General features: G+C 40.8%; 31 protein-coding genes. 9 read left to right on the top strand and 22 right to left on the bottom strand.

Annotated elements, in window-relative coordinates; translation table 11 throughout:
- Positions 1–2 precede the first annotated feature (2 nt).
- From ACT17O_RS04300 to ACT17O_RS04265, 8 genes are all read right to left on the bottom strand, one after another.
- Positions 3–1061, bottom strand: coding sequence for an ABC transporter permease (locus ACT17O_RS04300; RefSeq protein WP_000038682.1), 1059 nt, complete (start codon positions 1059–1061; stop codon positions 3–5).
- The gene (locus tag ACT17O_RS04295) at positions 1054–2589 is read right to left on the bottom strand and encodes an ABC transporter ATP-binding protein (protein WP_000929834.1); all 1536 of its coding nucleotides are present in this window, start codon (positions 2587–2589) and stop codon (positions 1054–1056) included. Before ACT17O_RS04295 ends, ACT17O_RS04300 begins: the two co-directional genes overlap by 8 nt.
- Before the next feature lie 136 nt (positions 2590–2725).
- Positions 2726–3781 carry a BMP family lipoprotein gene (locus ACT17O_RS04290; RefSeq protein ID WP_001036150.1) on the bottom strand — a complete coding sequence of 352 codons (1056 nt, stop codon included), beginning with the start codon at positions 3779–3781 and terminating at the stop codon, positions 2726–2728.
- Positions 3782–3871: 90 nt separating this feature from the next.
- Entirely contained in the window at positions 3872–4261 is a 390-nt protein-coding gene (locus tag ACT17O_RS04285) for a cytidine deaminase (RefSeq protein ID WP_000246111.1), read from the bottom strand.
- Positions 4248–4910 carry a deoxyribose-phosphate aldolase gene (gene deoC / locus ACT17O_RS04280; RefSeq protein WP_042769003.1) on the bottom strand — a complete coding sequence of 221 codons (663 nt, stop codon included), beginning with the start codon at positions 4908–4910 and terminating at the stop codon, positions 4248–4250. The genes ACT17O_RS04285 and deoC overlap by 14 nt, the downstream gene beginning before the upstream one ends.
- 19 nt (positions 4911–4929) lie before the next feature.
- A complete protein-coding gene (locus ACT17O_RS04275; RefSeq protein ID WP_247924195.1) occupies positions 4930–6207 on the bottom strand; it encodes a pyrimidine-nucleoside phosphorylase in 1278 nt (425 codons plus the stop codon).
- Complete coding sequence (locus ACT17O_RS04270) at positions 6204–6794, bottom strand: class I SAM-dependent methyltransferase (protein ID WP_080978836.1); 591 nt, start codon at positions 6792–6794, stop codon at positions 6204–6206. Before ACT17O_RS04270 ends, ACT17O_RS04275 begins: the two co-directional genes overlap by 4 nt.
- Before the next feature lie 201 nt (positions 6795–6995).
- On the bottom strand, positions 6996–7400 hold the full coding sequence (locus ACT17O_RS04265; protein WP_070567564.1) for a hypothetical protein: 405 nt from the start codon (positions 7398–7400) through the stop codon (positions 6996–6998).
- 201 nt (positions 7401–7601) lie between these two features.
- On the opposite strand from ACT17O_RS04265, the gene coaA reads away from it, so the two are divergent.
- From coaA to ACT17O_RS04250, 3 genes are all read left to right on the top strand, one after another.
- The gene (gene coaA / locus ACT17O_RS04260; protein WP_061420797.1) at positions 7602–8522 is read left to right on the top strand and encodes a type I pantothenate kinase; all 921 of its coding nucleotides are present in this window, start codon (positions 7602–7604) and stop codon (positions 8520–8522) included.
- A 67-nt stretch (positions 8523–8589) separates the two neighbouring features.
- Positions 8590–8826 (top strand): 30S ribosomal protein S20, encoded by a 237-nt coding sequence (gene rpsT, locus ACT17O_RS04255; RefSeq protein WP_001274000.1) that lies wholly within the window; start codon positions 8590–8592, stop codon positions 8824–8826.
- A 52-nt stretch (positions 8827–8878) separates the two neighbouring features.
- Positions 8879–9412: a DNA topology modulation protein gene (locus ACT17O_RS04250; RefSeq protein ID WP_070567566.1), complete on the top strand. Its 534-nt coding sequence runs from the start codon at positions 8879–8881 to the stop codon at positions 9410–9412.
- 178 nt (positions 9413–9590) lie between these two features.
- On the opposite strand, the gene ACT17O_RS04245 is transcribed toward ACT17O_RS04250, so the two are convergent.
- From ACT17O_RS04245 to ACT17O_RS04225, 5 genes are all read right to left on the bottom strand, one after another.
- Complete coding sequence (locus ACT17O_RS04245) at positions 9591–10841, bottom strand: DUF6287 domain-containing protein (RefSeq protein WP_070567568.1); 1251 nt, start codon at positions 10839–10841, stop codon at positions 9591–9593.
- Positions 10842–10925: 84 nt separating this feature from the next.
- Positions 10926–12923 (bottom strand): methionine--tRNA ligase, encoded by a 1998-nt coding sequence (gene metG / locus ACT17O_RS04240; RefSeq protein WP_444817806.1) that lies wholly within the window; start codon positions 12921–12923, stop codon positions 10926–10928.
- A 135-nt stretch (positions 12924–13058) separates the two neighbouring features.
- A complete protein-coding gene (locus tag ACT17O_RS04235; protein ID WP_007519837.1) occupies positions 13059–14318 on the bottom strand; it encodes an ABC transporter permease in 1260 nt (419 codons plus the stop codon).
- 1 nt (position 14319) lies between these two features.
- Positions 14320–15021, bottom strand: a complete 702-nt coding sequence (locus tag ACT17O_RS04230) for an ABC transporter ATP-binding protein (protein ID WP_000733788.1) — start codon at positions 15019–15021, stop codon at positions 14320–14322.
- Positions 15005–16189 carry an efflux RND transporter periplasmic adaptor subunit gene (locus ACT17O_RS04225; protein WP_444817805.1) on the bottom strand — a complete coding sequence of 395 codons (1185 nt, stop codon included), beginning with the start codon at positions 16187–16189 and terminating at the stop codon, positions 15005–15007. Before ACT17O_RS04225 ends, ACT17O_RS04230 begins: the two co-directional genes overlap by 17 nt.
- 267 nt (positions 16190–16456) lie before the next feature.
- On the opposite strand from ACT17O_RS04225, the gene gor reads away from it, so the two are divergent.
- The 3 genes from gor to ACT17O_RS04210 all read left to right on the top strand — a co-directional run bounded on the left by gor (position 16457) and on the right by ACT17O_RS04210 (position 19432).
- Positions 16457–17803 (top strand): glutathione-disulfide reductase, encoded by a 1347-nt coding sequence (gene gor, locus ACT17O_RS04220; RefSeq protein WP_444817804.1) that lies wholly within the window; start codon positions 16457–16459, stop codon positions 17801–17803.
- A gap of 143 nt (positions 17804–17946) precedes the next feature.
- The gene (locus tag ACT17O_RS04215; RefSeq protein WP_084878461.1) at positions 17947–18483 is read left to right on the top strand and encodes a biotin transporter BioY; all 537 of its coding nucleotides are present in this window, start codon (positions 17947–17949) and stop codon (positions 18481–18483) included.
- 391 nt (positions 18484–18874) lie between these two features.
- Entirely contained in the window at positions 18875–19432 is a 558-nt protein-coding gene (locus tag ACT17O_RS04210) for a TetR/AcrR family transcriptional regulator (protein WP_444817803.1), read from the top strand.
- 33 nt (positions 19433–19465) lie between these two features.
- Here the strand turns inward: ACT17O_RS04210 and ACT17O_RS04205 are convergent, their stop codons facing one another.
- Positions 19466–19684 (bottom strand): YdbC family protein, encoded by a 219-nt coding sequence (locus ACT17O_RS04205; protein WP_000807417.1) that lies wholly within the window; start codon positions 19682–19684, stop codon positions 19466–19468.
- A 103-nt stretch (positions 19685–19787) separates the two neighbouring features.
- On the opposite strand from ACT17O_RS04205, the gene ACT17O_RS04200 reads away from it, so the two are divergent.
- Entirely contained in the window at positions 19788–20108 is a 321-nt protein-coding gene (locus tag ACT17O_RS04200) for a hypothetical protein (protein ID WP_001248071.1), read from the top strand.
- Between the two features lie 27 nt (positions 20109–20135).
- Here the strand turns inward: ACT17O_RS04200 and ACT17O_RS04195 are convergent, their stop codons facing one another.
- From ACT17O_RS04195 to rpsP, 7 genes are all read right to left on the bottom strand, one after another.
- Positions 20136–20474 carry an ATP cone domain-containing protein gene (locus tag ACT17O_RS04195; RefSeq protein WP_001196045.1) on the bottom strand — a complete coding sequence of 113 codons (339 nt, stop codon included), beginning with the start codon at positions 20472–20474 and terminating at the stop codon, positions 20136–20138.
- An 11-nt stretch (positions 20475–20485) separates the two neighbouring features.
- A complete protein-coding gene (gene trmD, locus ACT17O_RS04190) occupies positions 20486–21205 on the bottom strand; it encodes a tRNA (guanosine(37)-N1)-methyltransferase TrmD (RefSeq protein WP_139659108.1) in 720 nt (239 codons plus the stop codon).
- On the bottom strand, positions 21195–21713 hold the full coding sequence (gene rimM / locus ACT17O_RS04185; protein ID WP_444817802.1) for a ribosome maturation factor RimM: 519 nt from the start codon (positions 21711–21713) through the stop codon (positions 21195–21197). Before rimM ends, trmD begins: the two co-directional genes overlap by 11 nt.
- Positions 21714–21743: 30 nt before the next feature.
- On the bottom strand, positions 21744–22532 hold the full coding sequence (locus ACT17O_RS04180; RefSeq protein WP_444817801.1) for an alpha/beta hydrolase: 789 nt from the start codon (positions 22530–22532) through the stop codon (positions 21744–21746).
- Positions 22533–22630: 98 nt separating this feature from the next.
- Positions 22631–22963: a MazG nucleotide pyrophosphohydrolase domain-containing protein gene (locus ACT17O_RS04175; RefSeq protein ID WP_070567694.1), complete on the bottom strand. Its 333-nt coding sequence runs from the start codon at positions 22961–22963 to the stop codon at positions 22631–22633.
- A gap of 41 nt (positions 22964–23004) precedes the next feature.
- Positions 23005–23244 (bottom strand): RNA-binding protein KphA, encoded by a 240-nt coding sequence (gene kphA / locus ACT17O_RS04170; protein ID WP_000379617.1) that lies wholly within the window; start codon positions 23242–23244, stop codon positions 23005–23007.
- Positions 23245–23263: 19 nt separating this feature from the next.
- Positions 23264–23536 (bottom strand): 30S ribosomal protein S16, encoded by a 273-nt coding sequence (rpsP, locus tag ACT17O_RS04165; RefSeq protein ID WP_000268760.1) that lies wholly within the window; start codon positions 23534–23536, stop codon positions 23264–23266.
- Positions 23537–23751: 215 nt separating this feature from the next.
- Between rpsP and ACT17O_RS04160 the strand changes: the two genes are divergently transcribed.
- Together ACT17O_RS04160 and ACT17O_RS04155 are read left to right on the top strand one after the other, a co-directional pair.
- A complete protein-coding gene (locus ACT17O_RS04160; RefSeq protein ID WP_070567584.1) occupies positions 23752–24558 on the top strand; it encodes a peptidylprolyl isomerase in 807 nt (268 codons plus the stop codon).
- 27 nt (positions 24559–24585) lie between these two features.
- Positions 24586–24825 (top strand): zinc-ribbon domain-containing protein, encoded by a 240-nt coding sequence (locus ACT17O_RS04155; RefSeq protein WP_000600215.1) that lies wholly within the window; start codon positions 24586–24588, stop codon positions 24823–24825.
- A gap of 42 nt (positions 24826–24867) precedes the next feature.
- On the opposite strand, the gene ACT17O_RS04150 is transcribed toward ACT17O_RS04155, so the two are convergent.
- Positions 24868–26409, bottom strand: coding sequence for an ABC-F family ATP-binding cassette domain-containing protein (locus tag ACT17O_RS04150; protein WP_444817800.1), 1542 nt, complete (start codon positions 26407–26409; stop codon positions 24868–24870).

Genomic DNA, 26409 nt, shown 5'->3' with positions numbered 1-26409 from the left:
CCTTACTTACCTCCTTTAACTTGTTTTTTAGGTTTGACAAAGCGTTCGATAATGTAGTGAACGCTGACAAAGAAGATAATAGACGCTGTTACAATGCTGACAAGCTCAGACGGAACTTGTGCTGCGTTCATACCTGGTGCTCCTACTTGCAAAACTCCAAATAAGAAGGCTGCAAAGAGAATCCCAATTGGTGAATTTCCAGCAAGCAAACTAACCGCCATCCCGTTAAATCCGATAGCTAATGATGAGCCCTGAACGTAAACGTTTTGGAAAGTTCCAAGACCTTCGACCGCTCCACCAAGACCAGCCAAGGCACCAGAGATAATCATTGATAGAATGATTGTACGTTTTGCTGAAATACCAGCGTACTCTGAAGCATGGGGATTGAGACCAACTGCGCGAATTTCAAAACCGAGAGTCGTTTTCTTGAGCAAGAACCAAATCACACAAACAGCAATGATTGCAAAGAAGATTCCGATATTCATACGAGAATTTCCAGTCAACTCTGATAACCATGGTGTCTGGTATGTAGCATTGGCACTAACACGAATCGTTGAGTCTGTACTTTGCATAATATCTTTAGGAAAGGCATGAATAAAGGCGTTTCCCACATACAATACAATGTAGTTCATCATGATGGTCACGATAACCTCTGACGTACCAAGATAAGCTCTTAGGATACCTGGAATCGCACCAACAATTCCACCTGCGATCAAAGCAATGATCACTGTTAATGGAATCAAAACAAGACGAGGCATATCTGGATTTGACAAGGCAAACCAACCACTGAGAATCCAGCCTGCCAAAGCCTGACCAGGAAGCCCGACGTTAAAGAAACCTGCACGACTGGCAACAGCGAAACCAAGACCTATCAAGACAAGAGGACCCATGGCACGGAAAATTTCTCCAATCCCACGGAGGCTACCAAAAGCTGTATAGAACAACTCCTCATAGCCCCAGATAGCATCATATCCGAAGATCCACATGACAATGGCTCCGAGCAGGATTCCTAAGAATACGGAAATCAAGGGAACCGAAATTTGTTGTAATTTTTTAGACATCACTCTTCTCCTTTCCCAAGTTTCCACCTGCCATCAAGACACCAAGTTCTTGTTTGTTAGTTGTTTCTGGCGATACAATACCTTGAATTTTACCATCGTGAATAACAGCAATTCGGTCTGAGACATTTAAAATCTCATCCAATTCAAAGCTGACAACAAGGACAGCCTTCCCATTATCACGCTCTTCAATCAAACGTTTGTGGATATATTCAATGGCACCGACATCCAAACCACGAGTTGGCTGGCTGACGATAAGGAGATCAGGATCTCGATCAATCTCACGAGCGATAATCGCTTTTTGTTGATTTCCTCCTGAAAGAGCTGCCGCTGGAACAAATTCGCTTGCCGCACGGACGTCAAATTCTTCCATCAATTTCTTGGCATGTGAAGTGATATTGGCATAGTTCAAGATGCCATTTTTGCTGAGTGGTTCTTTGTAGTAGGTTTGAAGAGCGATATTTTCTGAAATCATCATCTCCAAAATCAAGCCATCACGGTGACGGTCCTCAGGAACGTGCCCCACGCTTAGTTCTGTAATTTGTCGAGGATGCATCCCCACGATTGATTTGCCTTTTAATTCAACGCTACCTGACTCAACCTTACGAAGACCAGTAATGGCTTGAATGAGTTCAGACTGACCATTGCCATCAATACCTGCAATACCAACAATTTCACCAGCACGAACATCCAAAGAAAGATTCTTCACAGCTGGTACACCGCGGTTTTCATTGACAACCAAGTCTTTGATAGACAAGACCACTTCTTTGGGTTGTGGTGCTTGTTTTTCCGTTTTAAAGGAGACTGAGCGTCCAACCATCATTTCTGCCAAGTCCGCATTTGTTGCCCCTGCGATTTCAACTGTCTGGATTGATTTCCCACGACGGATAACCGTCACTCGATTCGATACCGCACGAATCTCATCCAGTTTATGGGTAATCAAAATAATGGACTTCCCTTCTTTGACAAGGTTTTTCATGATTGCCATCAACTCATCAATCTCTGAAGGAGTCAATACGGCTGTAGGTTCGTCAAAGATAAGGATATCAGCACCACGATAGAGTGTTTTCAAGATCTCTACACGTTGTTGGGCACCAACGGAAATATCCGCCACCTTAGCAGCTGGATCTACTGCCAAACCATAACGTTCAGAAAGAGCCTTGATTTCTTTAGTAGCACCAGCTATATCTAGAACACCATTTTTAGTGATTTCACTCCCTAAAATGATATTCTCAGCTACTGTAAAAGCCTCAACCAACATAAAATGTTGGTGAACCATCCCAATTCCAAGACCAGCGGCTTTAGATGGTGAGTCTAGTTTTACAACTTGACCATTCACCACAATTTCACCGCTCGTTGGTTCAAGAAGTCCTGCCAGCATATTCATCAGAGTGGATTTACCCGCTCCATTTTCTCCTAAAAGTGCATGGATTTCACCTTTTCGCAGTTGCAAGTTGATTTTGTCGTTTGCTACAAATTCACCAAACACCTTGGTAATATCCCGCATCTCAATGACATTTTCGTGTGCCATATGCTCTTCCTTTCAGAGGTTTATTTTATTTCAATAAAACCTGCTAATCACATTAACAAGCTCTATTGAGACAAAAATTGCCTCAATTCTTAAAGAAGCGACCAATGGCCGCTTCCTAAGAAATGACTTTTATCCATTATTTTTCAGGAACTTTTACGCTTCCGTCAAGGATTTTAGCTTTTGCATCTTCAACAGCTTTTTTACCTTCTTCTGAAAGGTTTGTTACTGCTAGCTCAACCCCTTTATCTTTCAATGAGTAAACAATCACTTGTCCACCAGGGAATTCACCTTTTTCTGTTTTGTTGGCAATATCTTTTACAGTTGTACCAACTTGTTTCAATGTAGATACAAGAACGAAGTTAGATTCTTTACCATCTTTAGAAGTGTATTTACCTTCTGCTGCTTGGTCACGGTCTACACCGATAACCCAAACTTTTTCGTTTTCATTTTTGTTTTCGTTCAATGATTTTGCTTCAGCAAAGACACCAGCACCTGTACCACCAGCTGCTTGGTAGACAACGTCTGCACCGGCAGCATATTGAGCTGCTGCAATTGTTTTACCTTTGGCAGCATCACCAAATGAACCAGCATAGTCAACTTGGACTTTGATAGATGGGTCTACTGATTCAACACCAGCTTTGAATCCAGCTGCAAAACGTGAAATAACTTCAGATTCAATACCACCTACAAAACCAACTTGTTTTGTTTTCGTAGTTTTCGCTGCTGCAACACCAGCAAGGTAAGCTGCTTCATTATCTGCAAATCTTACGCTCGCAACATTCTTTTGACCTTCAATCACATCATCAATCAAGACATAGTTTAGGTCAGAGTGGTCTTTTGCTGCTTCCTCAACTGCATTGTGAAGGGCAAAACCAACACCGAAGATCAGGTTGTAACTTCCAGCCGCTTGTTGCAAGTTGTTAGCATAGTCTGCTTCGCTTGTTGATTGGAAGTAAGTATAACCTTTATCTTTAGAAAGATTGTGTTCTTTACCCCAGTCTTGCAAACCTTCCCAAGCTGATTGGTTAAATGATTTATCATCAACACCACCAGTATCTGTTACGATTGCTGCTTTGGTCTTCATTTCTGATGAAGATGAAGCTGCGTTACGAGAAGAGCGGTTACCACATGCAGCAAGTCCAACTGCTGCTACTGCAACTAGACCAAGGCCTAGCCATTGTTTCTTGTTCATTACTGAACCTCCTAAATAAGATGTGCAACGATGTTGCAAGTATGGATTGTTTGGTCACACAGACCACAGCCACTATAAGAGTGGCCCAGACTAATTTAAGTCTGTAAATGAGTATGGAAGTAACTCCCCGACCGTCATCTCGACCGTCGATTTATCTTTAGCGACTAAAGTCACTTTTAGATCTTGTTCAAAAAATTCAACCATGACCTGGCGACAAGCACCACATGGCGAGATGGGTTTTTCAGTTTGTCCGTAGACAATCAACTCTGAAAACTCCCGTTGCCCTTCCGAAACTGCTTTAAAAATAGCAGTACGCTCTCCACAATTAGTCAAGGGATAGCTAGCATTCTCGATGTTTACACCCGTATAAATACTACCATCCTTGGCTACTAAAACAGCTCCGATAGGAAAGTGAGAATAGGGGACATAGGCTTGTTTGCTGGTTTCAATTGCTAGTTCAATCAACTCAGTAGTCGCCATCTGCTAATTCTCCTTTTAAGATTGTTACACCAGCAGATGTTCCGATACGGGTAGCGCCTGCTTCCACAAAAGCGACAGCATCTGCATATGAACGAGCTCCACCAGCCGCCTTAACTCCCATATCTGGTCCGACTGTTTTACGCATCAACTGAACATCCTCAATAGTGGCACCACCAGTTGAAAATCCAGTTGATGTTTTGACAAAGTCAGCGCCTGCTTTCTGGGATAATTGGCAGGCCACAACCTTTTCATCGTCTGTCAACAAGCAAGCTTCAATAATGACCTTCACCAACTTGTCACCACTTGCTTCTACGACAGCACGGATGTCCGATTCAACTAAATCCAGATTGCCTGATTTGAGGGCACCAACATTGATAACCATATCAATCTCATCTGCACCGTTTTGGACAGCTTCTTTTGTTTCAAAAGCTTTCACAGCTGAAGTTGTTGCTCCCAAAGGAAAACCTACTACTGTACAAACCTTTACATCTGAGCCTTCAAGCCCTGTTTTCGCATGTTTAACCCATGTAGGATTAACACAAACGCTGGCAAAGTCATACTCACGCGCTTCAGATAGCAAACGATCAATTTGTTCTTGGCTTGCATCTTGCTTTAAAAGCGTATGATCGATATATTTATTTAATTTCATATTCGGATTCTCCCTAGTTTTATGAGATAATTTCTATAATTTCTCGTAAACTTTGCACTCCATCATTTATTTTAACATATTTTTGAAATTCTGTAACTAGTTCAGAAGAAATTTTTCCATTTGTATAAACTTTTGCAACAATTTCTCCTTTTTGAACGGAGTCTCCAACTTTCTTTTCAAAAACAATCCCTGTTTCATAGTCCAAGTCATCAGACTTGACTGCACGACCAGCTCCTAGTCTCATGACATAGAGCCCAAATTCCATAGCTGGAAGGGCTGAAATAACACCTGTATCTTGAGCTGGAATTTCCAGCACATGGGCAACTTTGACTGGGCGATAGAGATCTTCTAAATCGCCACCTTGTGCTGCTACCATTTCTTCAAACTTAGCCAGTGCTTGGCCATTTTCCAGGTGTTGACGGATTTCCTCGATCGTTTTCTCAATATCAGCCAAGCCAAGCATAATCTGAGCTAGCTCGCAGATAAAGTGACTAATATCTTCTCGGCCTTTCCCTTGTAAAATCTCCAATGCCTCAAGGATTTCGAGACGATTGCCAATGGCTCTTCCCAAGGGCTGACTCATATCGGTAATGACTGCTACTGTTTTTCGACCAACAGCCTTACCAAGATCCACCATGGTTTGAGCTAATTCGCGCGCCTCATCAACCGTCTTCATGAAGGCACCCTCACCGACCGTTACGTCTAGCAAAATGGCATCCGCTCCTGCAGCAATTTTCTTGCTCATAACAGAACTAGCAATCAAAGGAATCGTGTCGACAGTTGCTGTCACATCACGGAGGGCATAGAGAAGTTTGTCTGCTTTAACCAGTTGATTGGACTGCCCAATGACAGATACACCAATGTCCTGTACCTGACGAATGAAATCTTCTTGACTTCGCTCAACTTGATATCCCTTAATAGACTCCAATTTATCAATTGTTCCACCAGTATGGCCGAGACCTCGACCACTCATCTTAGCAACAGGCACGCCGAAACTCGCAACAAGAGGAGCCAAGATTAAGGTCACCTTATCACCTACACCACCAGTCGAATGCTTATCAACTTTAACCCCCTCAATAGCTGACAAATCAAACTCCTGACCTGTCTTGACCATATTCATCGTCAGATCAGAAATCTCACGTGTGGTCATTCCTTTAAAATAAACAGCCATAGCAAAAGCAGACATTTGATAGTCTGGAACAGTTCCAGCCACATAGCCTTCTACCAGCCATTTGATTTCATTTGAAGTCAGTTCTTGACCATCTCGTTTCTTTTGGATTAAATCAACTGCTCTCATTCTTTCACACTTCTAAGGATATAGTATCCCTTATCTTTCTTTACGATTTCACAATTTCCAAAAACGTCTTCCATCTTATTTCTAGCACTTGGAGCTCCTTGTTTTTTCTGAATGACGATGGTTAAATCTCCTCCGTCTTTCAAGAAATCTCTGCTCTTTTCGATAATCTCATGAACAACTTGCTTGCCCGCTCGAATCGGCGGATTGGAAATAACATGGTCAAACTTTCCTTCAACATGTTCATAGATATTGGATTGGAAAATCGTTGCTTCTACTTTATTACGCTCAGCATTTTGACGCGCTAAGTCTAGAGCGCGATTATTGATATCGACCATGGTTACCTGAGCTCCATAAGCCTTGGCTAACGACAAACCCAATGGCCCATAACCACAACCTACATCAAGGACCGTCTCTCCTTCATTTACCTCTAGACACTTGAGCAAGAGCTGACTCCCAAAGTCAACCATTTTCTTGCTAAAAACACCCGCATCCGTCAAAAAGGTCATGTTTTTTCCCAACAACTCCACTCTCAACTCATGAATGTCGTGTGCAGCATCAGGATTTTCTGCATAATACATTTTACTCATAAAACTATTTTACCATAATTTAGCTTGAATTGTAAATCGTTTACAAAGTGATGATCAAATGAAAAAGACTGAAGAATCCTAGTCAAAAAACCTTTTCTTCAATCTCTTTCAATTATTAGAAATACATTACAATCTATCGGGAACTACAAATTATCATAGTCAGGAAAAACAGATCGCCTGTAATCAAGCGCATTTTTATTACTATTTCTTAACCTTAAAATACTTTATTATCAACAAGATTCCCAATATGATGTTTAGATAAAAACCCAACTGATAAGTTTGTGTCAAGATTTCCAAACTTGTCCAAAGTCGTATCAAATCTTCTAGTGACATACGGAATAGATATCCTTCTGTAGCAATCCACAAAATCAAAAATAGATAACTACCAGCAGCAAGCCATTTCGTCCACTGCTTTTTTACTAGCCAAGCAATCAAGAGCGAACAGATAAAGACAACTGTTACAATAGCATGTTCCATCAAAAAAGTAAAACCGTAATAGATTTCCACAAAGCGTCTACCATTATCCGCATTGACTCCTTTTATAAAAGGTAAGGCAAAACTTAAAATAAAACAGAGTTCCAATATATAACGTTTTAAGATTTTCATGACACACCTCCTATAAGTTGTGAACCAAAAAGCCCACTTTCAATAACTGATAAGTCTTCAGAAACCATTCCCTATCTCATTATTAAATTATTCAACCTCCATCTACCTCTATTATACGATATTGACTTACTACCATCAAGAAACCGCTTTATCTTTTTAGCTTTTTATGGTATGATAAACAAAATATCTAGGGGAAAACAAATGACCAACGAATTTTTACATTTTGAAAAAATCAGTCGCCAGACTTGGCAATCATTGCATCGCAAAACAACCCCTCCCTTGACAGAGGAAGAGTTAGAATCCATCAAGAGTTTCAATGACCAGATTAGTCTACAGGACGTAACAGATGTCTATCTTCCCCTAGTTCATCTTATCCATATTTACAAGCGCACCAAGGATGATTTGGCCTTTTCAAAAGGAATTTTTCTCCAACGCGAAAGTAAATCTCAGCCTTTTATCATTGGGGTTTCTGGTAGTGTTGCTGTGGGAAAATCAACTACTAGTCGCTTACTTCAGATTCTTTTATCACGTACTCTCCCGGATGCTACTGTAGAATTGGTGACAACTGACGGTTTTCTCTATCCCAATCAAACCTTGATGGACCAAGATATCTTAAATCGCAAAGGTTTTCCTGAAAGTTATGATATGGAAACCTTGCTGAATTTTCTTGACCGCCTAAAGAATGGGCAAGATGTCGATATTCCTGTCTATTCTCATGAAGTGTATGACATCGTTCCTGGAGAGAAACAACGTGTCAAAGCTGCTGATTTTGTCATTGTCGAAGGCATCAATGTCTTTCAAAACCCTCAAAATGAGCGCCTTTACATTACTGATTTCTTTGATTTCTCCATCTATGTGGATGCTGCTGTCGAGGACATTGAAAGCTGGTATCTGGATCGTTTCTTAAAGCTGCTCAGCTTTGCCCAAAATGATTCCAACAGCTACTACCACCGTTTTACTCAAATGCCAATTGGAGAAGTTGAAGCCTTTGCTCACCAGGTTTGGACCAGCATTAATCTCACAAATCTACAAAACTATATCGAACCAACAAGGAATCGCGCCGAGGTCATTCTCCACAAGACTAAAAACCATGAAATCGATGAAATTTACCTAAAAAAATAATTTCCCCTTGTCAAAACCTAAGTTTTCATATATAATGGTATAGTTAGTAAATATGGAGGTAAGAACATTGGCAAACATTAAATCAGCTATCAAACGCGCTGAATTGAACGTTAAACAAAACGAAAAAAACTCAGCTCAAAAATCAGCTATGCGTACTGCTATCAAAGCTTTCGAAGCAAACCCTTCTGAAGAACTTTTCCGTGCTGCTAGCTCAGCTATCGACAAAGCAGAAACTAAAGGTTTGATTCATAAAAACAAAGCAAGCCGCGATAAAGCTCGTCTTTCAGCTAAACTTGCTAAATAAGAAACAGTCCATAGAGGCTGTTTTTTTGTCCTCTAATCAGAAAAGGTAGAAAATGAAAATCGCAATCATAGGATATTCTGGAGCTGGCAAGTCAACTCTAGCTGAAAAGTTGTCAAACTACTACTCCATCCCCAAACTGCATATGGATACACTTCAATTTCAACCTGGTTGGCAAGACAGTGACCGCGAATGGATGTTGACCGAGATGAAAAACTTTCTCACAAAGCACGAAGCTTGGGTCATCGACGGCAACTACTCTTGGTGTTGCTATGAAGAAAGAATGCTGGAAGCTGACCAAATCATCTTTCTCAACTTTTCCCCATGGACTTGTCTCTTTCGAGCCTTTAAACGGTATCTCACATACCGAGGTAAAGTCAGAGAAAGTATGGCAGCAGGCTGTCCTGAACGCTTTGACTGGGACTTTGTCAGATGGATTCTCTGGGATGGGCGGACAAAGAATGCTAAAGAACGCTATCAACGGGTTCAAGAAACCTACCCTGAGAAAGTAATTGTCCTCAAGTCGCAAAAGGAGATGGACCACTTCTTAGAAAATCTCATAAATAACAAGAAAAACCAACGTGCCTAACGTTGGTTTTTTGCTATTAGCCAATCACACTTCCGTTTGGTACAGCTGGATCAACTGTGAGAAGGGTTAATTGTCCATCATGTTCAGCTGAGAGGGGTACATCAGAATAAGTATTTCATAAAACTATTAAACTCGAAAAAAAGCCCAAATGCTATCTGATTACTGAACATTTCACCTACTAATGAGAAACACTTGCCTCTACTCTATAATAATAAAAATCTTCATCATAATTTCCAGCTGATTGAGTAATAATTAATCGCGGCCGTGAGCTATCTGATTGATCACCCATTGGATTTTTAAAACCTATTTTAAACAATCCAATAGCAGCACTCGTATGACCACTTTGTAAACTAACATATGGAACACTGCTCTTCTTAGATGAATCTTTTATTACTTCAATACTATTTCCATCCCCAGTTGTTCCATCAGAATTAATTATCAATTCCTTACCGCGACCATTCCTCCATTTTCCAACAAGTGTTGAAATATCTCCATTTTCAATCGCTTCAATATCTAAGTCTACTTCTGAAATTGTATTTTTTTGGTATATTTCCCACCAACCCACTTTATATGGTCTAAGATAACTTTTTCCATAAAGAATTCTATTTTCTTGAATTTTCTCATTATCTGGTCCAGTTTCATTAGCAGGAATAAATGTTAGCACTAATTCTTGCCCAATAATTGCATTTTTATTATCCCCTACAAAATAGACTTCATAATAACCATTATTTTTCTTCGGTTTTTTACTTTTATCTAGCTTGAATTGAGCATGTGTAGAACCACTCCAAAACAGCCAATTTCCCTCTTGTTTGGATATTTTGGGGAAGACTGAAGTTTTATCTTCAAAATAATCTTCAGGACTGTACCCATACAAAGTGAAGTTTGATTCCGCTATTGCTTTTTCTAAATAGTCATTAGAATATGTCCCTTCAAAAGCGCTTAAATCTCCTTGAAGAATATTATCCTTACTATTTTTAAAATAATCAGTCCTACTAGCAAATACCATTTCATGATTCTTATTTCCGTCTGATAAGGTAATTACCGTTAAAATGTTAGATGAATCATCTACATTATTAACTAAAATAGAGATTTTAAAATCCTTATTTCCATCTGATTTATTAAATTCTGTAACAGAAGACCTATTGTTGCCATCTTTCTTCCAATCCGTAGAAAAGTCTCCAAATACATTACCTTCGTCTGTATTATATGAGATTCTCCAATTTTGATTATTTTTAGCAACAGTAGCTTTCTCACCTGTAGAAGAAATATAATCACCTGAAATATCCTCAAAATCTGATTTTATGACTTCAGTAGTAGTTGATTGCACTTCTTGATGTTTACTTTCTTTACGATTTATAAATAAAGAAAACAAAAGAAAAATAGCAAGTAGTAAAACAACTCCTAAATAAAGAATAGCATTTTTCTTCATTCCCAATCTCCAAAATATTATTTATTTTAGTAAAAAAACAGTTTTTCTATACGAAAAATAGAAAACTGTTTTTATCTATAGATTTTATCCAATCACACTTCCGTTTGGTACAGCTGGATCAACTGTGAGAAGAGTTAATTTGCCATCATGTTCAGCTGAGAGAATCATCCCTTGGCTGACATATTTTTTCATCATCTTGCGTGGTTTGAGGTTGGCAACGATTTGGACCTTCTTGCCGACCAATTCTTGTTCGTTTGGATAGTATTTGGCAATTCCTGAGAGGATTTGACGATCTTGACCATCACCAGCATCTAGGCGGAATTGGAGCAACTTATCAGAACCTTCCACTTTAGAAACTTCTTTGACTTCTGCGACACGGATTTCAACCTTATCAAAGTCTTCAAACTTGATTTCATCCTTGTTGAGTTTGAGTTCAACTTCACCTGGATTCCATTCTTTCTCGACAGCAGGCTTGTTGCCTTCCATTTGTTCCTTGATATAGGCGATTTCTTCTTCCATATCCAAGCGTGGGAAGATTGGTGTTCCTTTGGCAACAACAGTCACACCCTCAGGGAAATCAGCCAAGCTCAAGTTTTCTAGGCTAGAAACTTCTGCGAGACCAAGTTGAGTCAAGACTGCACGACTGGTTTCCATCATAAATGGTTCAATCAAGTGAGCTACAACACGAAGGCTAGCTGCCAAGTGGCTCATGACACTTGCCAATTGGTCGCGAAGGGCTTCATCCTTAGCCAAGACCCATGGGGCTGTCTCATCGATGTATTTGTTAGTACGAGAGATAAGTGTCCAGACTGCTTCTAAAGCACGTGGGTAGTCAACTGCTTCCATGTGTGTATGGTAGTCTGCGATTGATTGTTCTGCAACCTCAGCAAGAGCATTATCAAACTCTGTTACACCCTCTACATAGGCAGGGATTTGACCATCGAAATACTTGTTGATCATAGAAACCGTACGGTTAACGAGGTTTCCGAGGTCATTTGCCAATTCATAGTTGATACGACCTACATAGTCCTCAGGAGTGAAGGTTCCGTCTGAACCAACTGGAAGACTACGCATGAGGTAGTAACGAAGTGGATCCAGCCCAAAACGCTCTATCAACATTTCAGGATAGACAACGTTCCCTTTAGACTTAGACATCTTGCCGTCTTTCATGACAAACCAACCGTGAGCAATCAAGCGGTCTGGCAATTTAACATCCAACATCATAAGAAGGATTGGCCAGTAGATGGAGTGGAAACGGAGAATATCTTTTCCGACCATGTGGAAGACTGTTCCGTTCCAGAACTTGTCAAAGTTAGTATGATCGTCTTGACCATAACCAAGAGCTGTCGCATAGTTAAGGAGAGCGTCAATCCAAACATAGACAATGTGTTTTGGATTTGATGGAACTGGTACTCCCCATGTAAAGGTTGTACGAGAAACCGCTAAGTCTTCCAAACCTGGCTCAATGAAATTACGTAACATTTCGTTGAGACGACCATCTGGAGTGATGAAATCAGGGTGCGATTTGAAAAATTCAACCAAACGGTCTTGGTATTTGCTGAGGCGAAGGAAATAAGACTCTTCTGAAACCCACTCCACTTCGTGACCTGATGGAGCGATACCGCCCGTTACATTTCCAGCTTCATCACGGAAAACTTCCGCAAGCTGACTTTCTGTAAAGAATTCTTCATCTGAAACTGAATACCAGCCAGAGTATTCACCCAAGTAAATATCATCTTGAGCAAGCAAGCGTTCAAAGACCTGGGCTACAACTTTTTCATGGTAGTCATCAGTGGTACGGATAAATTTATCATATGAGATATCAAGTAATTTCCAGAGTTCTTTGACGCCAATCGCCATCCCATCAACATAGGCTTGAGGTGTGATGCCAGCTTCTTCAGCTTTTTGCTGGATCTTCTGACCATGCTCGTCAAGACCTGTCAAATAAAAGACATCGTAGCCCATGAGACGTTTATAACGCGCTAGGACATCACAAGCGATGGTTGTGTAGGCAGAACCGATATGAAGTTTACCAGATGGATAGTATATCGGTGTTGTAATATAAAAATTCTTTTCAGACATAATTTTTCCTTTCCAGGCAAATGAAACCTGTTTTTCTAACACTTCATTATATCATATTTTTAGTGATTTTCGATAGGAAAATCCATACAAAAACAAGACAGACAACTGTCCATCTTGTTTTTTCTGTTCTATATCTTATTCATAACGAAGGGCTTCGATTGGATCGAGCTTAGACGCTTTATTGGCTGGCAAGACTCCAAAAATCATCCCAACACTGGCTGACACAGCCAAGCTAAAGAGAGCGATTGGGAGGGAAACCCCAACTTCAATACCTGCAATCATGTTTTGAAGCAGTACTCCAGCTAACATGGTCATTCCAGCAGCAATCCCAAGACCGATGACACCACCTAGCAAGGTTAAGATCATGGATTCAATCAAAAACTGTACCAAGATATTAGCCCGAGTAGCTCCGAGAGCTTTCCGCAGACCAATCTCACGCGTGCGTTCCGTCACCGAAACCAGCATGATATTCATAACACCAGTTCCTCCGACAAAGAGAGAAATTCCTGCGATGGCACTGATAATGGTGGTCATAAAACCAAATAGTTGTTGTACCTCTTGGAAGGCGGCAGTTGCATCCGCAACTTGGTACTCCCCTTGCTGAAGACCAGCAATCTCAGTCAATTTTCGAGCCAACTCTGGTCCCAAGGTCTGCGTTAGACTAGTATCATTGACACGAAAGACGATGTTCGAGATTTCATCAGTATTAAAATTGGCTGCGAGGGAGATATTAGTCGTAATTGGAAGACCACCAATCCCAAAGGCTTTAGCAGTTTTAGCTTCATTGCTAGTATAAACGCCAATCACACGGTAACTAAATTCATTGACAGAGATGACTTGATTAACCGCAGCTTCTGGACTATCAAACAAACTCTTGGCTAGTTCTTCGTCCAGCAAAATCACACTGGCAAATTCCTTGTAGTCTTGCGGTCTTAGACTTCTACCCGCAACGATTTCATTTTCAACTGCGTTCATGTAGGTGCTATTTCCGCCTGTCAGAGTCGCTCGTTCAACTTTCTTATCCTTATAAGATAGGGTGACGTTGGTCGAGTTGGTGACATAGTAGCTGTCTACTCCTTTAAGTTTAGCAGCCTCCTTGACCCAGGATTCTAGTGGTTTTGGTGGTTCAACATGAACATCCTCTTCTTTCCCACTGACTGTCAAAGCGGATTGTTTCTGCGTAAAGGAACCGTCCTTGCTTTTAATAGGAGAGAAAAAGACATGGATATCCTTCTGTGATTTGGTCATGTTTTTATTGACCTGACGAGACATGGAGTCTCCCAGAGCCATGATGACAACGACAGACGAAACTCCGATGATAATCCCAATCATGGTGAGGAAGGAACGCATCTTGTGGGCCATGATGGATGAAAAGGCAAATTTCAGATTCTGCATCTTAGTTTTCCTCCTTTTCCACCTGAGCGCTGTCAGACGAGATGACCCCATCACGAATGACAATTTGGCGTTTGGCATAAGCAGCAATCTCAGGCTCGTGCGTGACCATGATAATGGTTTTCCCTTCCTTGTTTAACTCCACCAACAGCTGCATGATTTGATTTCCTGTCTTGGTATCCAAGGCTCCTGTGGGTTCGTCCGCTAGGATGATAGAGGGATTATTTACCAAGGCACGCGCAATCGCTACACGTTGCTTTTGACCACCTGATAACTCAGACGGCAAATGATGACTGCGCTCCGTCAGCTCAACCTTTTCCAGAAACTCCTCAGCCAATTTCCGACGTTTTGAAGCCGAAACACCCGCGTAAATCAAGGGCAATTCGACGTTTTGAAGAGCATTAAGCTTGGACAAGAGAAAGAACTGCTGAAAGACAAAGCCGATTTGCTGATTGCGGACCTTGGCCAGTTGTTTCTCTCCAAGACCTGCCACTTCTTGTCCTTCAAGGTAGTACTCTCCACTAGTTGGTGTATCCAACATTCCGATGGTATTCATCAAGGTAGACTTACCAGAACCAGATGGTCCCATAATGGCAACAAACTCACCTTCATGAACTTCTAGATTGATATTTTTAAGGACCTGCAGTTCTTGGTCACCATTTCGATAACTCCTGCAGATATTTTTGAGACTAATTAGTTTTTTCATCAGCCTTCACCTCTTTTCCTTCTTCCAAGGAAGATGTTGGATTACTGATGACCTTGGCTCCGTCTGTCACACCTGAAGTAATTTCTTGGTTGTCTGCGTCCGCATTCCCCAAAGTAACTTCTACCTTCTTCGCTTTTTTCTGGTCGTCAACGACCCAGACATAGTTTTTGTCATTTTCGGTAACAACACTTGTCAAAGGAACAAGGATGGCCTTACTCTTGTTTTTGACTTCAACACTGACTGAGAAGCCTTGTTTCAACTCACCGATATCGCTAGTCACATCAACAGTATAAGGGTACTTAGATCCAGTATTCCCTCCAAGGGCTGCATTTGCTGCTTCTCCATTGTTTTTAGGATAATCAGAAATATAGCTGATTTTTCCTGTCCAGCTCTTATCTTGGTAAACCTTCGAAGTAAAGGTAACTTCTTGGCCTACAGAAAGGTTAGCAAGGTTGTATTCAGACAACTCCCCTTTGACCTGCAAGTTTTCATTACTTACGACATGTACTACCACTTGGCTATTACCTGTTGGCGATTTGGAAACATTACGATTAACTTCAACTACAGTCCCTTCTAGTGTACTCAGGACAGTTGCGGCATCTAGCTGTGCTTGAGCCTTGTTAAGCTGAGCCACAGCATCTGCACGGTTATCCTTGGCATCACTGATTTGAGAATCAATAGAAGATACTGAAGAAGTCCCTGCTTGCGCTTGTTCTGGGAGTCCTGCTTCTGTTGGAATCTGTGGGGAAGCCGGTACAGCTGATGCATTTTCACGAGCTTTGTTTAACTCCTCGATATGACGGTCTGCCTTTGCAACTGCACGATCGGCTGCATCATAGGCAGCTTGAGCATCTGCACTGCTGTATTTGACCAACGCTTGCCCTTCTTCGACCTTGTCCCCGACTGAAACGAGAATTTCATCTAAATCTCCCTTACTAGCATCAAAATAAACGTATTGTTCATTTTTTGCTGTAACCGTACCTGACAAGAGAACCGATGAAGCAACAGAACCTTCCTTAGCAGTAACGATATGAGATGTTTCCTCCTTGATTGCTGACTGGGAAGGTTGTCTAAAAATCAAAATCCCCGCAGCACCGATAACAATAGCACTGGCAACACCAATCGCTGTGTATAATTGCCATTTTTTTGCCTTTTTTGTTCTTTTCATAGTTAATCTCCTTTTTCACTTTAAGCTTACAAAAACCATTATATCAAAAATACTAGACCCAAACAATGATCGTTCAGAGAGAAACAATGACAGTTCAGGAGAAATATTTCATTCGGTATTTGTTTTTGGATTATTGTACTAGATATATAATACACTATCTTTGAAAAAATGGCAAGTGTTTTTGTAATTTTTTTAAACGTAGCAGATTTTTGCATTCAAAAAGCAAAAACGATAGAATATGACTATCAAAGCTATAAGGAGTTTTCTATGAGAGAATATGATATCATCGCCATCGGTGGAGGAAGTGGCGGTATCGCCACTATGAACCGAGCTGGTGAACACGGCGCTAAAGCAGCTGTTATCGAAGAGAAAAAATTAGGTGGAACTTGTGTCAACGTTGGCTGTGTTCCTAAGAAAATTATGTGGTATGGAGCCCAAATCGCTGAAAGCTTCCACCACTACGGTCCTGACTACGGGTTTACGAGTTCAAATGTTCAATTTGATTTTGCAAAACTTCGTCAAAATCGTGAAGCCTACATCGATCGTTCCCGCTCGTCTTATGATGGAAGTTTCAAGCGCAATGGTGTTGATTTGATTGAGGGATGTGCTCATTTTGTTGATTCCCACACAGTCAGTGTTAATGGTGAATTGATTCGTGCCAAGCATATCGTGATTGCGACTGGTGCTCGACCAAGCATTCCAACTATTCCTGGAGCTGAACTCGGTGGCAGCTCAGACGATGTCTTTGCTTGGGAACAACTTCCTGACTCCGTTGCGATTCTTGGAGCTGGCTATATCGCTGTTGAGCTAGCTGGTGTTCTCCACGCACTAGGAGTAAAAACAGATTTGTTTGTCCGTCGTGATCGTCCCTTGCGTGGTTTTGACAGTTACATCGTTGAAGGACTTGTCAATGAAATGGAAAAAACAGGTCTACCTTTGCACACCCATAAAGTACCCGTCAAGCTCGAAGAAACGGAGCAAGGTATTACCATTCATTTCGAAGATGGTTCTAGTCACACTGCGAGCCAAGTTATCTGGGCTACCGGTCGCCGTCCAAATGTAGATGGGTTGGAGTTAGAAAAGGCTGGCGTTACACTCAACCAACGTGGATTTATCCAAGTAGATGAATACCAAAATACAGTTGTAGATGGCATCTATGCTCTTGGAGATGTTACTGGTGAGAAAGAACTGACCCCAGTAGCCATCAAGGCAGGACGTACCCTATCTGAACGCCTCTTCAATGGGAAAACAGGTGCTAAGATGGACTACACAACTATCCCTACTGTTGTCTTCTCCCACCCAGCAATCGGAACTGTGGGATTGACTGAAGATCAAGCTATCAAAGAATACGGCCAAGAGCACATTAAAGTCTACAAGTCAAGCTTTGCATCTATGTACTCTGCCGTTACAAACCATCGTCAAGAATCTTGCTTCAAACTCATCACCGCCGGTGCTGACGAAAAAGTTGTTGGCCTTCATGGACTAGGTTACGGAGTGGATGAGATGATTCAAGGATTCGCTGTTGCCATCAAGATGGGAGCAACCAAGGCAGACTTTGACGCTACAGTAGCTATCCACCCAACTGCTTCTGAAGAATTTGTGACTATGCGCTAATTATCGAAAGAGACCTCAAGAGGTCTCTTTTAACATACAAAATCGGCTGTTACAAAATTGTTACCTCGTTGAAAAAAATAGGTTGACTTTTCCTCCTGAATTAGTATAATAGTTACTATAATTTTGAAAAGAGGTTAACAGTTTTGAAAAAAGCTCATATCTATGCTATCCCTGCTATCGGTGCTGCTCTTATTGCCGTTTTGGCACAAATCAGTCTCCCTATCGGTCCTGTCCCCTTCACTCTACAAAACTTCGCAATCGGTCTGATTGCTACTGTTTTTAGACCCAGAGAAGCGGTCCTATCTGTTGCTCTCTATCTCCTACTAGGTGCCATTGGTTTACCTGTTTTTGCAGGGGGAGGAGCTGGATTTCACGTTTTAGTTGGTCCAAGTGCAGGCTATCTTTGGTTCGACCTTGTCTATGCTGGACTTACATCTTATCTCATCCATCAAAATAGTGGCTATATTCGCATTTTCCTAGCCAACCTCTTGGGTGACTCCCTCGTCTTTGTCGGAGGTATTCTCAGCCTCCACTTCCTTGCTGGGATGCCATTCGATAAGGCACTTGCAGTTGGTGTCCTTCCCTTTATCCTCCCTGACCTAGGTAAGATCATTGCCATTAGTTTCATTGGTCGTCCCTTACTCGAAAGATTGAAAAGCATCGCTTATTTTTCAAGATAAAAAATAGTCCAGAACAAGTGTTCTGGACTATTTCCTTTCTAAGAATCAACTGTACACTATTTAGCTACTTGACTATTCTTATACCAGTATGAATATTAATCGTTTTATTCTTCAAATTATAGCTATTCACAATATGCAAAGTAGAAAAGTATTCTAATTGATTCAAACCAAATAAGCTTCCATTGATTTTGGATGCTTAGCAATTGTATACTTTTCAGAAAACGCATTTTCAATGATTGAGCTATATTTTATAAATTATTTGTGATACAATAGAGCTACCTAAAAGATTCAGAAAATTTAATGTTCATTGATTGTTTATATTAACTTGAACATTCTGATTTTTCTTCATTCAAAAATAACTGTAAATAATTATAAGTAGAAAGGTAATTCTATGGCAAAGAATACTCGTGAGCTAATCATTAGAGCTCTCATCACACTAGCTAAGAAAAATCCTCAGCGTAGTTCCTTTACAATGACTGAAATTGCTGCTGAAGCTGGTATTTCACGACAAGCGATTTATCAAAAGCATTTTAACAACTTTGAAGATATTATCGAATACATTCACGAAGAGACCAATCAGCACATTTTTAACGTCTTTAATAAGTACTGCCCTAGCAATGATGGAGATCCTATCAGCTTTTTAGCAGACCATATACTTCCTCTCATATACGAAAAAAGGGAAGTTATTAGCACCTTGTATACCACACAAGTCGACCCATGTTGGAAGGAATTTCTGCGTGGAATATACTCAGAGTGGGTACTAAAGAATGTCAATTACCAACTGAAATATAATTTTAATAAAGAGGACATCGCTTATATCATTACGACCATGGCAATCTCTTTCATTGAAGTCTGGATTCGTAAAGATGATCCAACACCACCTGAAGAGTTTAGAGAGACTTTTATTCAATTGTCTAAAACTTCTCTGTGTGACTATATTGTGTCCTAAAAAAAGAATCTTGAGTTGCACTCAAGATTCTTTTTATTGTTGCCCTTTAAAGGCATCGACCATTACCTGAAATTCTTCATTGGAAAGCGTGATTCCTTTGCCCATTTTGGTATGGTCTGGGCTCCAAGCGCGAATGTCAAACTTTGCAGGGGCACCATTAAAGCTAACGCGATTTAGTTCTTTTGTCCATCCTTTGTCATTTTCAGACAAGGTGAGTAAGTGTTCTTCGATTTCAAATGTAAATTCTGCCATTTTAACTCCTTTATGTGATATGCTTTCTATAGTCTATTCGTAAAAATCTTGTGGTTTTTAAGAAAATTTTATATAATGTGGATATATAAGAAGGGAGGATTCTATGAGACAGGCATTCCAACTAGTTCTAGATAAACTACATAGTTTTCTCAATGGGAATGATGATCATCCTCAAATCGAGGACAACTCCCTCACTGCTATGATTGAACAAGCCATCCAGAAAAAGACGGCTGTTCATGTCATACTTGCTGAGACAAGTTTTACGGGTGATATTGTTAAACACGATGCTAATCGCCAACAAATTATCGTCAAAAATTTTTCAAAAAACGTGACCCGAATCATTCGTATCAGTGACATTAAGCGACTTCGTTTCGTTCCCTCAACTGTACAAAAAGCTCAGAAAAGTCTATTTAAGAAAGAGTGAGATGTTCTTTGCATCCCACTCTTTTTCTTAACGGATTTGTTCAAAATGAAGATGAACGGCGATATGGTCGCCATAACCACTTCTCTCCAAATCGCGTTGCAAACGATAAGAGATATAGTGTTCTGCAATTGTGATGTAACCAGCTCCAAGTAAGCGGTGCTCAACCATTGATTGGATCATGCTGATAGTGGCACGTTCTACTTTTGCTTCTTCCAAGTCCAAAACGACTTTTTTAGTAACTTGCGCTAGGTTTTGACGCAGGTCATCGGTCAAAACATAAACTGTTTGAGCTGCTTTTAGGACAGCTTGGTAAATTTTATCTGGATCAAATTCAGCAATTTCTCCATTACGTTTGATTACTTGCATAAGGTTCTCCTTTATTCTTTGTTTTCTTTGATTTCAGCCAGCATCTTTTCTTCTTCGGCTGTCAGTTGATAGTTTTCTAGCAGGTCAGGTCTGCGCTCGTAGGTTTTCTTTAGACTCTCATAGAGCCGCCACTGGCGAATCTTTTCATGGTGCCCACTCATGAGCACACCTGGCACGACCATGCCTCTATAGTCATAAGGGCGTGTATACTGAGGATATTCGAGAAGACCTGAAGAAAAGCTATCATCCTGGTGGCTAGACTCCTTACCAATCACTTCTGGTATCAAGCGCACGGTCGCATCAATCATGGTCATGGCTGCCAATTCACCACCAGTCAAGACATAGTCTCCTAGAGAAATTTCATCGGTTACCAAGGTCTTGATCCGCTCGTCATACCCTTCATAGTGACCACAGATAAAGATAAGCTCCTCTTCCTGGGCCAAATCCTCAGCGTAAGCTTGATCGAACTGTTTCCCTGCAGGATCAAGGAGAATGACACGGGGATTTTTCTTTTCAATAGCATCAAAGGCATCGAAAATAGGTTGGGCTCGGAGCAACATCCCCTGACCGCCTCCATATGGTTCATCGTCGACGTGACGGGCTTTTTCAGCGTATTCTCTGAAATTATGGTACTGGATATCCAAGAGCCCTTTTTCTCGAGCCTTTCCAACAATCGAGTGCTCCAGCGGAGAAAACATCTCCGGAAAGAGGGTTAAAATATCAATCTTCATCATCTAACCCTTCTAAGATTTCCACTCCGACCCGCTTGTTTGGAATATCAACATTGAGAACTACTGGTGGAATGTAAGGTAAAAGCAAATCTCGCTTACCTTTTCGCTTTACCACCCAGACATCATTGGCTCCTGGTTGCAGAATTTCCTTGATGGTTCCAACCAAGTTATCTCCCTCGTAAACATCCAAACCGATAATCTCGTGATAGTAGAATTCACCATCATCTAAATCATTCAAATCTTCCTCAGCGACCTTGAGATTATAACCCTTGTACTTTTCAATCGCATTGATATGGTACATGTCTTTGAATTTGATAATGTCAAAGTTCTTATGCTTACGATGACTTGCGATGGTCACTGTTTGGACAAACTGATCTTTTTCATCAAATAAAGCAAGCTCTGCTCCCTTTTTAAATCGTTCTTCAGCAAAATCCGTCACAGACAAGACTCGCATCTCACCCTGTAGACCCTGCGTATTGACGATTTTTCCAACATTAAAGTAGTTCATCTTGTCTCCTGTACTCTCCTTCTTTCCATCTTATTCTGACAATTCTCGAATAATATTCGCAATTTTTTCTGATTCTGACCATTGTAAATAATGGTGATTCCCTCCTAAAATGAGCTTAGTATTGGAAGTCCAATACTCTGATTCTCTGTACTCTTTTTCTCTATAAGCCTGACAAAAAATAAAAACGGGAATATGAGCTCCTATAGATACATTCTCAAAATCTTTCTCAGTAATCTCACAATATATATGAAATTCTGGAACTTGTCTTTCCAACTCTGAATCTTTTTCTTGCACTAAATCCCAGATTTCTTCATTAGTTTCAGAGCTAAATGCTGCTTGAGTTATGTTCTTAAAATAGACTTCGGGGCCACACTCTTCAATCAGTCTCATTTGCTCTTCCATTTCTGGATAAGGATTTTCTGAAAAATCAGAAAACATTACTTTTTTAGTTGTTGGTTCAATTGCTACTAAAGCCTGACACTTAATTGATTTGTTCATCAATTTGCAAGCTAAAATTCCACTCAAACTATGTGCACAAAGTATATATTCATAAATCGCCAATTCTTCAAGTACTTCATAAACCGCGTCTACAAGATTGTCCAGATTTTTTCCAGATTGGTCATGAATCGGACTCCTACCTGTGTTTGGAAAATCAATTGTCAAATAACCAATTGTGGGAGGAAGTTTTTCAAGTATAAGTGAAAAATTTTCATAACTTGGTAGCAAACCTGCGCCATTTAAACAAACAAGCACTTTCTTTTGCTTTTTATAAGTAACAGAGAGGCTGCCAATTTTTGTAGTTACTTCAAATCGTTTCATAAAGAAATCCACTCATTCTATAACAATGATTTATTAAAAACCCTTATCCTTTATTTTATCACGTTCTAGGGATTTTCACAAGTTGAAGAAAAAAGACACTATAGATATTTTCCCTCCAGAAATTCTTCCAAATCTCGTTCATGCTGGTACTTAATGGCAGCCTTCTTATCTTTGTCAAAGATGCTTTTGGTTAGGTCAATATCGTTGATGGCCGCAATTGCGACAGTGTAGTGAATAATATCTGCCAGTTCTTTGGCTAGTTCCTCATTTGAGTCCTGGACACCCTCTTTTCGACCAGAGCGCCCATTCAAGACCTCTGCTACCTCTCCGACTTCCTCCACTAGCTTGATAAAGAGGCCTTCCTCGGTTCGAGATTGCTGGTAATGTTCGAGTAAGTAAGCTTGTAATTGTCTAAACGTTAAATCCTTCATCTTCTCCTCCACAAAAAAACGAGACATCTGTCCCGCTTTTTTTATTTTTCATCGATAACGATTCTTACTTTTTTGTCTTCAGTTGGGACAGAGTAGACAATCGTTCTTATCGCTGAGATAGTGCGACCCTTACGACCGATAACACGACCGACATCGCTTTGGTCAAGATCCAAGTGATACTCCAAAAATTCTGGTGTGTCTTCGATCTTGATAGTTAAGGCATCAGGTTGTGAAATCAAAGGTTTCACAATCGCAATAATGAGATTTTCAATCGTATCCATCTGTCAACCTACTTTAAACTTATTTTGAGAATTTAGAATCGTGGAATTTTTTCAATACGCCTTCTTTTGAAAGGATGTTGCGAACTGTATCTGAAGGTTGAGCTCCATCAGCCAACCATGCAAGAACGCGGTCTTCTTTCAAAGTCACTTGGTTTTCAGCAACAAGTGGGTTGTAAGTTCCAACTGTTTCGATGAAACGTCCGTCACGTGGTGAACGTGAGTCTGCTACGTTGATACGGTAGAAAGGTTTTTTCTTAGAACCCATACGAGTCAAACGGATTTTAACTGCCATTTTTTAATGTCTCTTTTCTTATTTTTTATTTCGGTGAAATAGCTGAGCTATTTAGCACATGTTCCATTATAGCAGATTTTCGACAGGTGTCAAGAAAAAAACTTGACAGAGTTTTAATTTTTTTACTACTAGAAATTTTTAGTAAAATCATTAACATTTGAAATCACCTCTCTTTTAGGGTACAATGGTAGAAATGAATTTTTGAGAGGAAAACAATGAAAAAACTAGCAACCCTTCTTTTACTATCAACTGTTGCCCTTGCTGGATGTACTAGTATCCAACGTGGTCTCCGTGGTGATGACTATGTTGACTCGAGTATCTCAGCTGAAGAAAGCTCAAAAGCAGCTGCTCAAGCTGCCAAAGATTTGAATGACGCTTTGACCAATGAAAATGCCAACTTCCCTCAACTTTCTAAAGAGGTTGCCGAAGATGAAGCTGAAGTCAGTTTACACACAAATCAAGGCGATATACGAATCAAACTCTTTCCAAAACTAGCACCTCTTGCGGTTGAAAACTTCCTTACTCACGCTAAGGAAGGCTACTATAACGGCATCACCTTCCACCGTGTCATCGATGGCTTTATGGTCCAAACTGGAGATCCTAAGGGAGATGGTACAGGTGGACAATCTATCTGGCATGATAAGGATAAAACAAAGGACAAGGGAACTGGTTTCAAAAATGAAATCTCTCCTTACCTATACAATATCCGAGGAGCCCTTGCTATGGCTAACACTGGACAACCAAACACCAACGGTAGCCAGTTCTTCATCAACCAAAACTCAACAGATATTTCAGCTAAACTCCCTACAAGCAAGTATCCAAAGAAAATCATCGAAGCCTATAAAGAAGGTGGAAATCCAAGTCTAGACGGCAAACACCCTGTCTTTGGTCAAGTCATCGATGGCATGGACGTTGTTGACAAGATTGCCAAAGCTGAAAAAGATGAGAAAGACAAACCAACTACCGCTATCACCATTGACAGTATCGAAGTAGTCAAGGACTACGACTTCAGCAAAAAATAAGCCATCAACAGATAAGGAGACGATGAAATGATTTTATTTTGGGGTTCTAAAGGTTATCAGAAAGATTTGGGACATACGCAAACTGCGATCGAATGTGGTCACTGTAACAATGTTGACACTTGGGAGATTGTAGAAACTGGACGCAAGTTCACCCTCTACTGGATTCCACTTTTCCCTTATGGTAAAAGCTACTTCGTTTCTTGTCCGATTTGCCACTATGGTAAAGAAATTGAGAAATCTGAAGTTGAAAGCTTTTTAAATTACTAGTCAAAAAAGCCAAGTCATTTCGACTTGGCCTTTTTAGTGCTTTTAAGTTAGCTTGTTAAAGTCCCAGATTTGGTCCATCCAGCCTTCATAAAAGTCTGGTTCGTGGCAAACCATAAGGATAGAACCCTTGTATTCTTTGAGAGCGCGTTTGAGTTCTTCCTTGGCATCCACATCCAAGTGGTTGGTCGGCTCGTCCAGCACTAAGACGTTGTTTTCACGGTTCATCAAGAGACAGAAACGCACCTTGGCTTGTTCACCACCTGATAAGACCTGAATCTGGCTTTCGATATGCTTAGTTGTCAAACCACAACGAGCAAGGGCTGCACGAACTTCTGCTTGGTTGAGGGCAGGAAAGGCATTCCAGACGGCTTCAAGAGGGGTTTGACGATTGCCACCTTCTACTTCTTGCTCAAAGTAGCCAAGTTCTAGGTAGTCGCCACGTTCGACTTCTCCAGCGATTGGCGGAATAATGCCCAAGAGAGACTTCAAGAGGGTTGTTTTCCCAATACCATTGGCCCCAATAATTGCAACCTTTTGATTGCGTTCAAAGGTTAGGTTTAAGGGTTTAGTAAGTGGACGGTCATAACCAATCTGCAAGTCCTTGGCTTGGAAGATAAAGCGCCCAGGTGTACGAGCTGGTTTGAAATCAAAGGATGGCTTTGGTTTCTCACTTTGAAGTTCGATGATGTCCATCTTGTCGAGTTTCTTTTGACGGGACATGGCCATGTTTCGTGTTGCAACACGGGCTTTATTGCGGGCTACGAAATCCTTGAGGTCCGCTATCTCTTTCTGCTGACGTTCATAGGCTGCTTCCAACTGAGATCTCTTCATAGCATAGACTTCTTGGAACTGGTAGTAGTCACCAGAGTAACGCGTTAACTGTTGATTTTCAACATGATAGACGATATTGATTACGTCGTTGAGGAAAGGAATATCATGCGAAATAAGGACAAAGGCATTCTCATAGTTTTGAAGATAACGCTTGAGCCAGTCAATGTGTTCAGCATCCAAGTAGTTGGTTGGCTCGTCAAGCAACAAAATATCTGGTTTTTCAAGGAGGAGTTTAGCCAAAAGCACCTTGGTTCTTTGTCCACCTGACAAAGAGGTTACATCCGTATCCATACCATAGTCCATGACACCGAGAGCACGCGCTACTTCATCAATCTTAGCATCCAAGGTATAGAAATCACGACTCTCCAAACGGTCTTGGAGTTCTCCTACTTCTTCCATCAGCCCATCAATATCCGCCCCGTCTTCTGCCATTTCCATATAGAGATCATTGATACGAGCTTCTGCTTTAAATAGCTCATCAAAGGCTGTACGCAAGACATCACGCACGGTTTGACCTTCCTTTAGCACAGCGTGCTGATCCAGATAGCCAGCAGTCACATATTTGGACCACTCCACCTTCCCTTCATCTGGCAACATCTTACCTGTCACGATGCTCATAAAGGTTGATTTTCCTTCACCATTGGCACCGACTAAGCCGATATGCTCTCCCTTGAGGAGACGGAAGGACACATCTTCAAAAATTGCACGGTCACCAAAACCGTGACTTAAATTTTTAACTTCTAAAATACTCAT

The sequence above is a fragment of the Streptococcus sp. HJ1 genome (genome assembly GCF_052399005.1).
Classification (GTDB): domain Bacteria; phylum Bacillota; class Bacilli; order Lactobacillales; family Streptococcaceae; genus Streptococcus.
Note: the sequence above shows the minus strand (reverse complement) of the source record. Positions and strands in the feature narration are given on the sequence as shown.

Excerpts from the sequence above, each read along its gene's own strand:
- ACT17O_RS04300 (WP_000038682.1), bottom strand. The coding sequence starts at position 1,061 with ATGTCTAAAAAATTACAACAAATTTCGGTTCCCTTGATTTCCGTATTC.
- ACT17O_RS04295 (WP_000929834.1), bottom strand. The coding sequence starts at position 2,589 with ATGGCACACGAAAATGTCATTGAGATGCGGGATATTACCAAGGTGTTT.
- ACT17O_RS04290 (WP_001036150.1), bottom strand. The coding sequence starts at position 3,781 with ATGAACAAGAAACAATGGCTAGGCCTTGGTCTAGTTGCAGTAGCAGCA.
- ACT17O_RS04285 (WP_000246111.1), bottom strand. The coding sequence starts at position 4,261 with ATGGCGACTACTGAGTTGATTGAACTAGCAATTGAAACCAGCAAACAA.
- deoC (WP_042769003.1), bottom strand. The coding sequence starts at position 4,910 with ATGAAATTAAATAAATATATCGATCATACGCTTTTAAAGCAAGATGCA.
- ACT17O_RS04275 (WP_247924195.1), bottom strand. The coding sequence starts at position 6,207 with ATGAGAGCAGTTGATTTAATCCAAAAGAAACGAGATGGTCAAGAACTG.
- ACT17O_RS04270 (WP_080978836.1), bottom strand. The coding sequence starts at position 6,794 with ATGAGTAAAATGTATTATGCAGAAAATCCTGATGCTGCACACGACATT.
- ACT17O_RS04265 (WP_070567564.1), bottom strand. The coding sequence starts at position 7,400 with ATGAAAATCTTAAAACGTTATATATTGGAACTCTGTTTTATTTTAAGT.
- coaA (WP_061420797.1), top strand. The coding sequence starts at position 7,602 with ATGACCAACGAATTTTTACATTTTGAAAAAATCAGTCGCCAGACTTGG.
- ACT17O_RS04250 (WP_070567566.1), top strand. The coding sequence starts at position 8,879 with ATGAAAATCGCAATCATAGGATATTCTGGAGCTGGCAAGTCAACTCTA.
- ACT17O_RS04245 (WP_070567568.1), bottom strand. The coding sequence starts at position 10,841 with ATGAAGAAAAATGCTATTCTTTATTTAGGAGTTGTTTTACTACTTGCT.
- metG (WP_444817806.1), bottom strand. The coding sequence starts at position 12,923 with ATGTCTGAAAAGAATTTTTATATTACAACACCGATATACTATCCATCT.
- ACT17O_RS04235 (WP_007519837.1), bottom strand. The coding sequence starts at position 14,318 with ATGCAGAATCTGAAATTTGCCTTTTCATCCATCATGGCCCACAAGATG.
- ACT17O_RS04230 (WP_000733788.1), bottom strand. The coding sequence starts at position 15,021 with ATGAAAAAACTAATTAGTCTCAAAAATATCTGCAGGAGTTATCGAAAT.
- ACT17O_RS04225 (WP_444817805.1), bottom strand. The coding sequence starts at position 16,189 with ATGAAAAGAACAAAAAAGGCAAAAAAATGGCAATTATACACAGCGATT.
- gor (WP_444817804.1), top strand. The coding sequence starts at position 16,457 with ATGAGAGAATATGATATCATCGCCATCGGTGGAGGAAGTGGCGGTATC.
- ACT17O_RS04210 (WP_444817803.1), top strand. The coding sequence starts at position 18,875 with ATGGCAAAGAATACTCGTGAGCTAATCATTAGAGCTCTCATCACACTA.
- ACT17O_RS04205 (WP_000807417.1), bottom strand. The coding sequence starts at position 19,684 with ATGGCAGAATTTACATTTGAAATCGAAGAACACTTACTCACCTTGTCT.
- ACT17O_RS04200 (WP_001248071.1), top strand. The coding sequence starts at position 19,788 with ATGAGACAGGCATTCCAACTAGTTCTAGATAAACTACATAGTTTTCTC.
- ACT17O_RS04195 (WP_001196045.1), bottom strand. The coding sequence starts at position 20,474 with ATGCAAGTAATCAAACGTAATGGAGAAATTGCTGAATTTGATCCAGAT.
- trmD (WP_139659108.1), bottom strand. The coding sequence starts at position 21,205 with ATGAAGATTGATATTTTAACCCTCTTTCCGGAGATGTTTTCTCCGCTG.
- rimM (WP_444817802.1), bottom strand. The coding sequence starts at position 21,713 with ATGAACTACTTTAATGTTGGAAAAATCGTCAATACGCAGGGTCTACAG.
- ACT17O_RS04180 (WP_444817801.1), bottom strand. The coding sequence starts at position 22,532 with ATGAAACGATTTGAAGTAACTACAAAAATTGGCAGCCTCTCTGTTACT.
- ACT17O_RS04175 (WP_070567694.1), bottom strand. The coding sequence starts at position 22,963 with ATGAAGGATTTAACGTTTAGACAATTACAAGCTTACTTACTCGAACAT.
- kphA (WP_000379617.1), bottom strand. The coding sequence starts at position 23,244 with ATGGATACGATTGAAAATCTCATTATTGCGATTGTGAAACCTTTGATT.
- rpsP (WP_000268760.1), bottom strand. The coding sequence starts at position 23,536 with ATGGCAGTTAAAATCCGTTTGACTCGTATGGGTTCTAAGAAAAAACCT.
- ACT17O_RS04160 (WP_070567584.1), top strand. The coding sequence starts at position 23,752 with ATGAAAAAACTAGCAACCCTTCTTTTACTATCAACTGTTGCCCTTGCT.
- ACT17O_RS04155 (WP_000600215.1), top strand. The coding sequence starts at position 24,586 with ATGATTTTATTTTGGGGTTCTAAAGGTTATCAGAAAGATTTGGGACAT.
- ACT17O_RS04150 (WP_444817800.1), bottom strand. The coding sequence starts at position 26,409 with ATGAGTATTTTAGAAGTTAAAAATTTAAGTCACGGTTTTGGTGACCGT.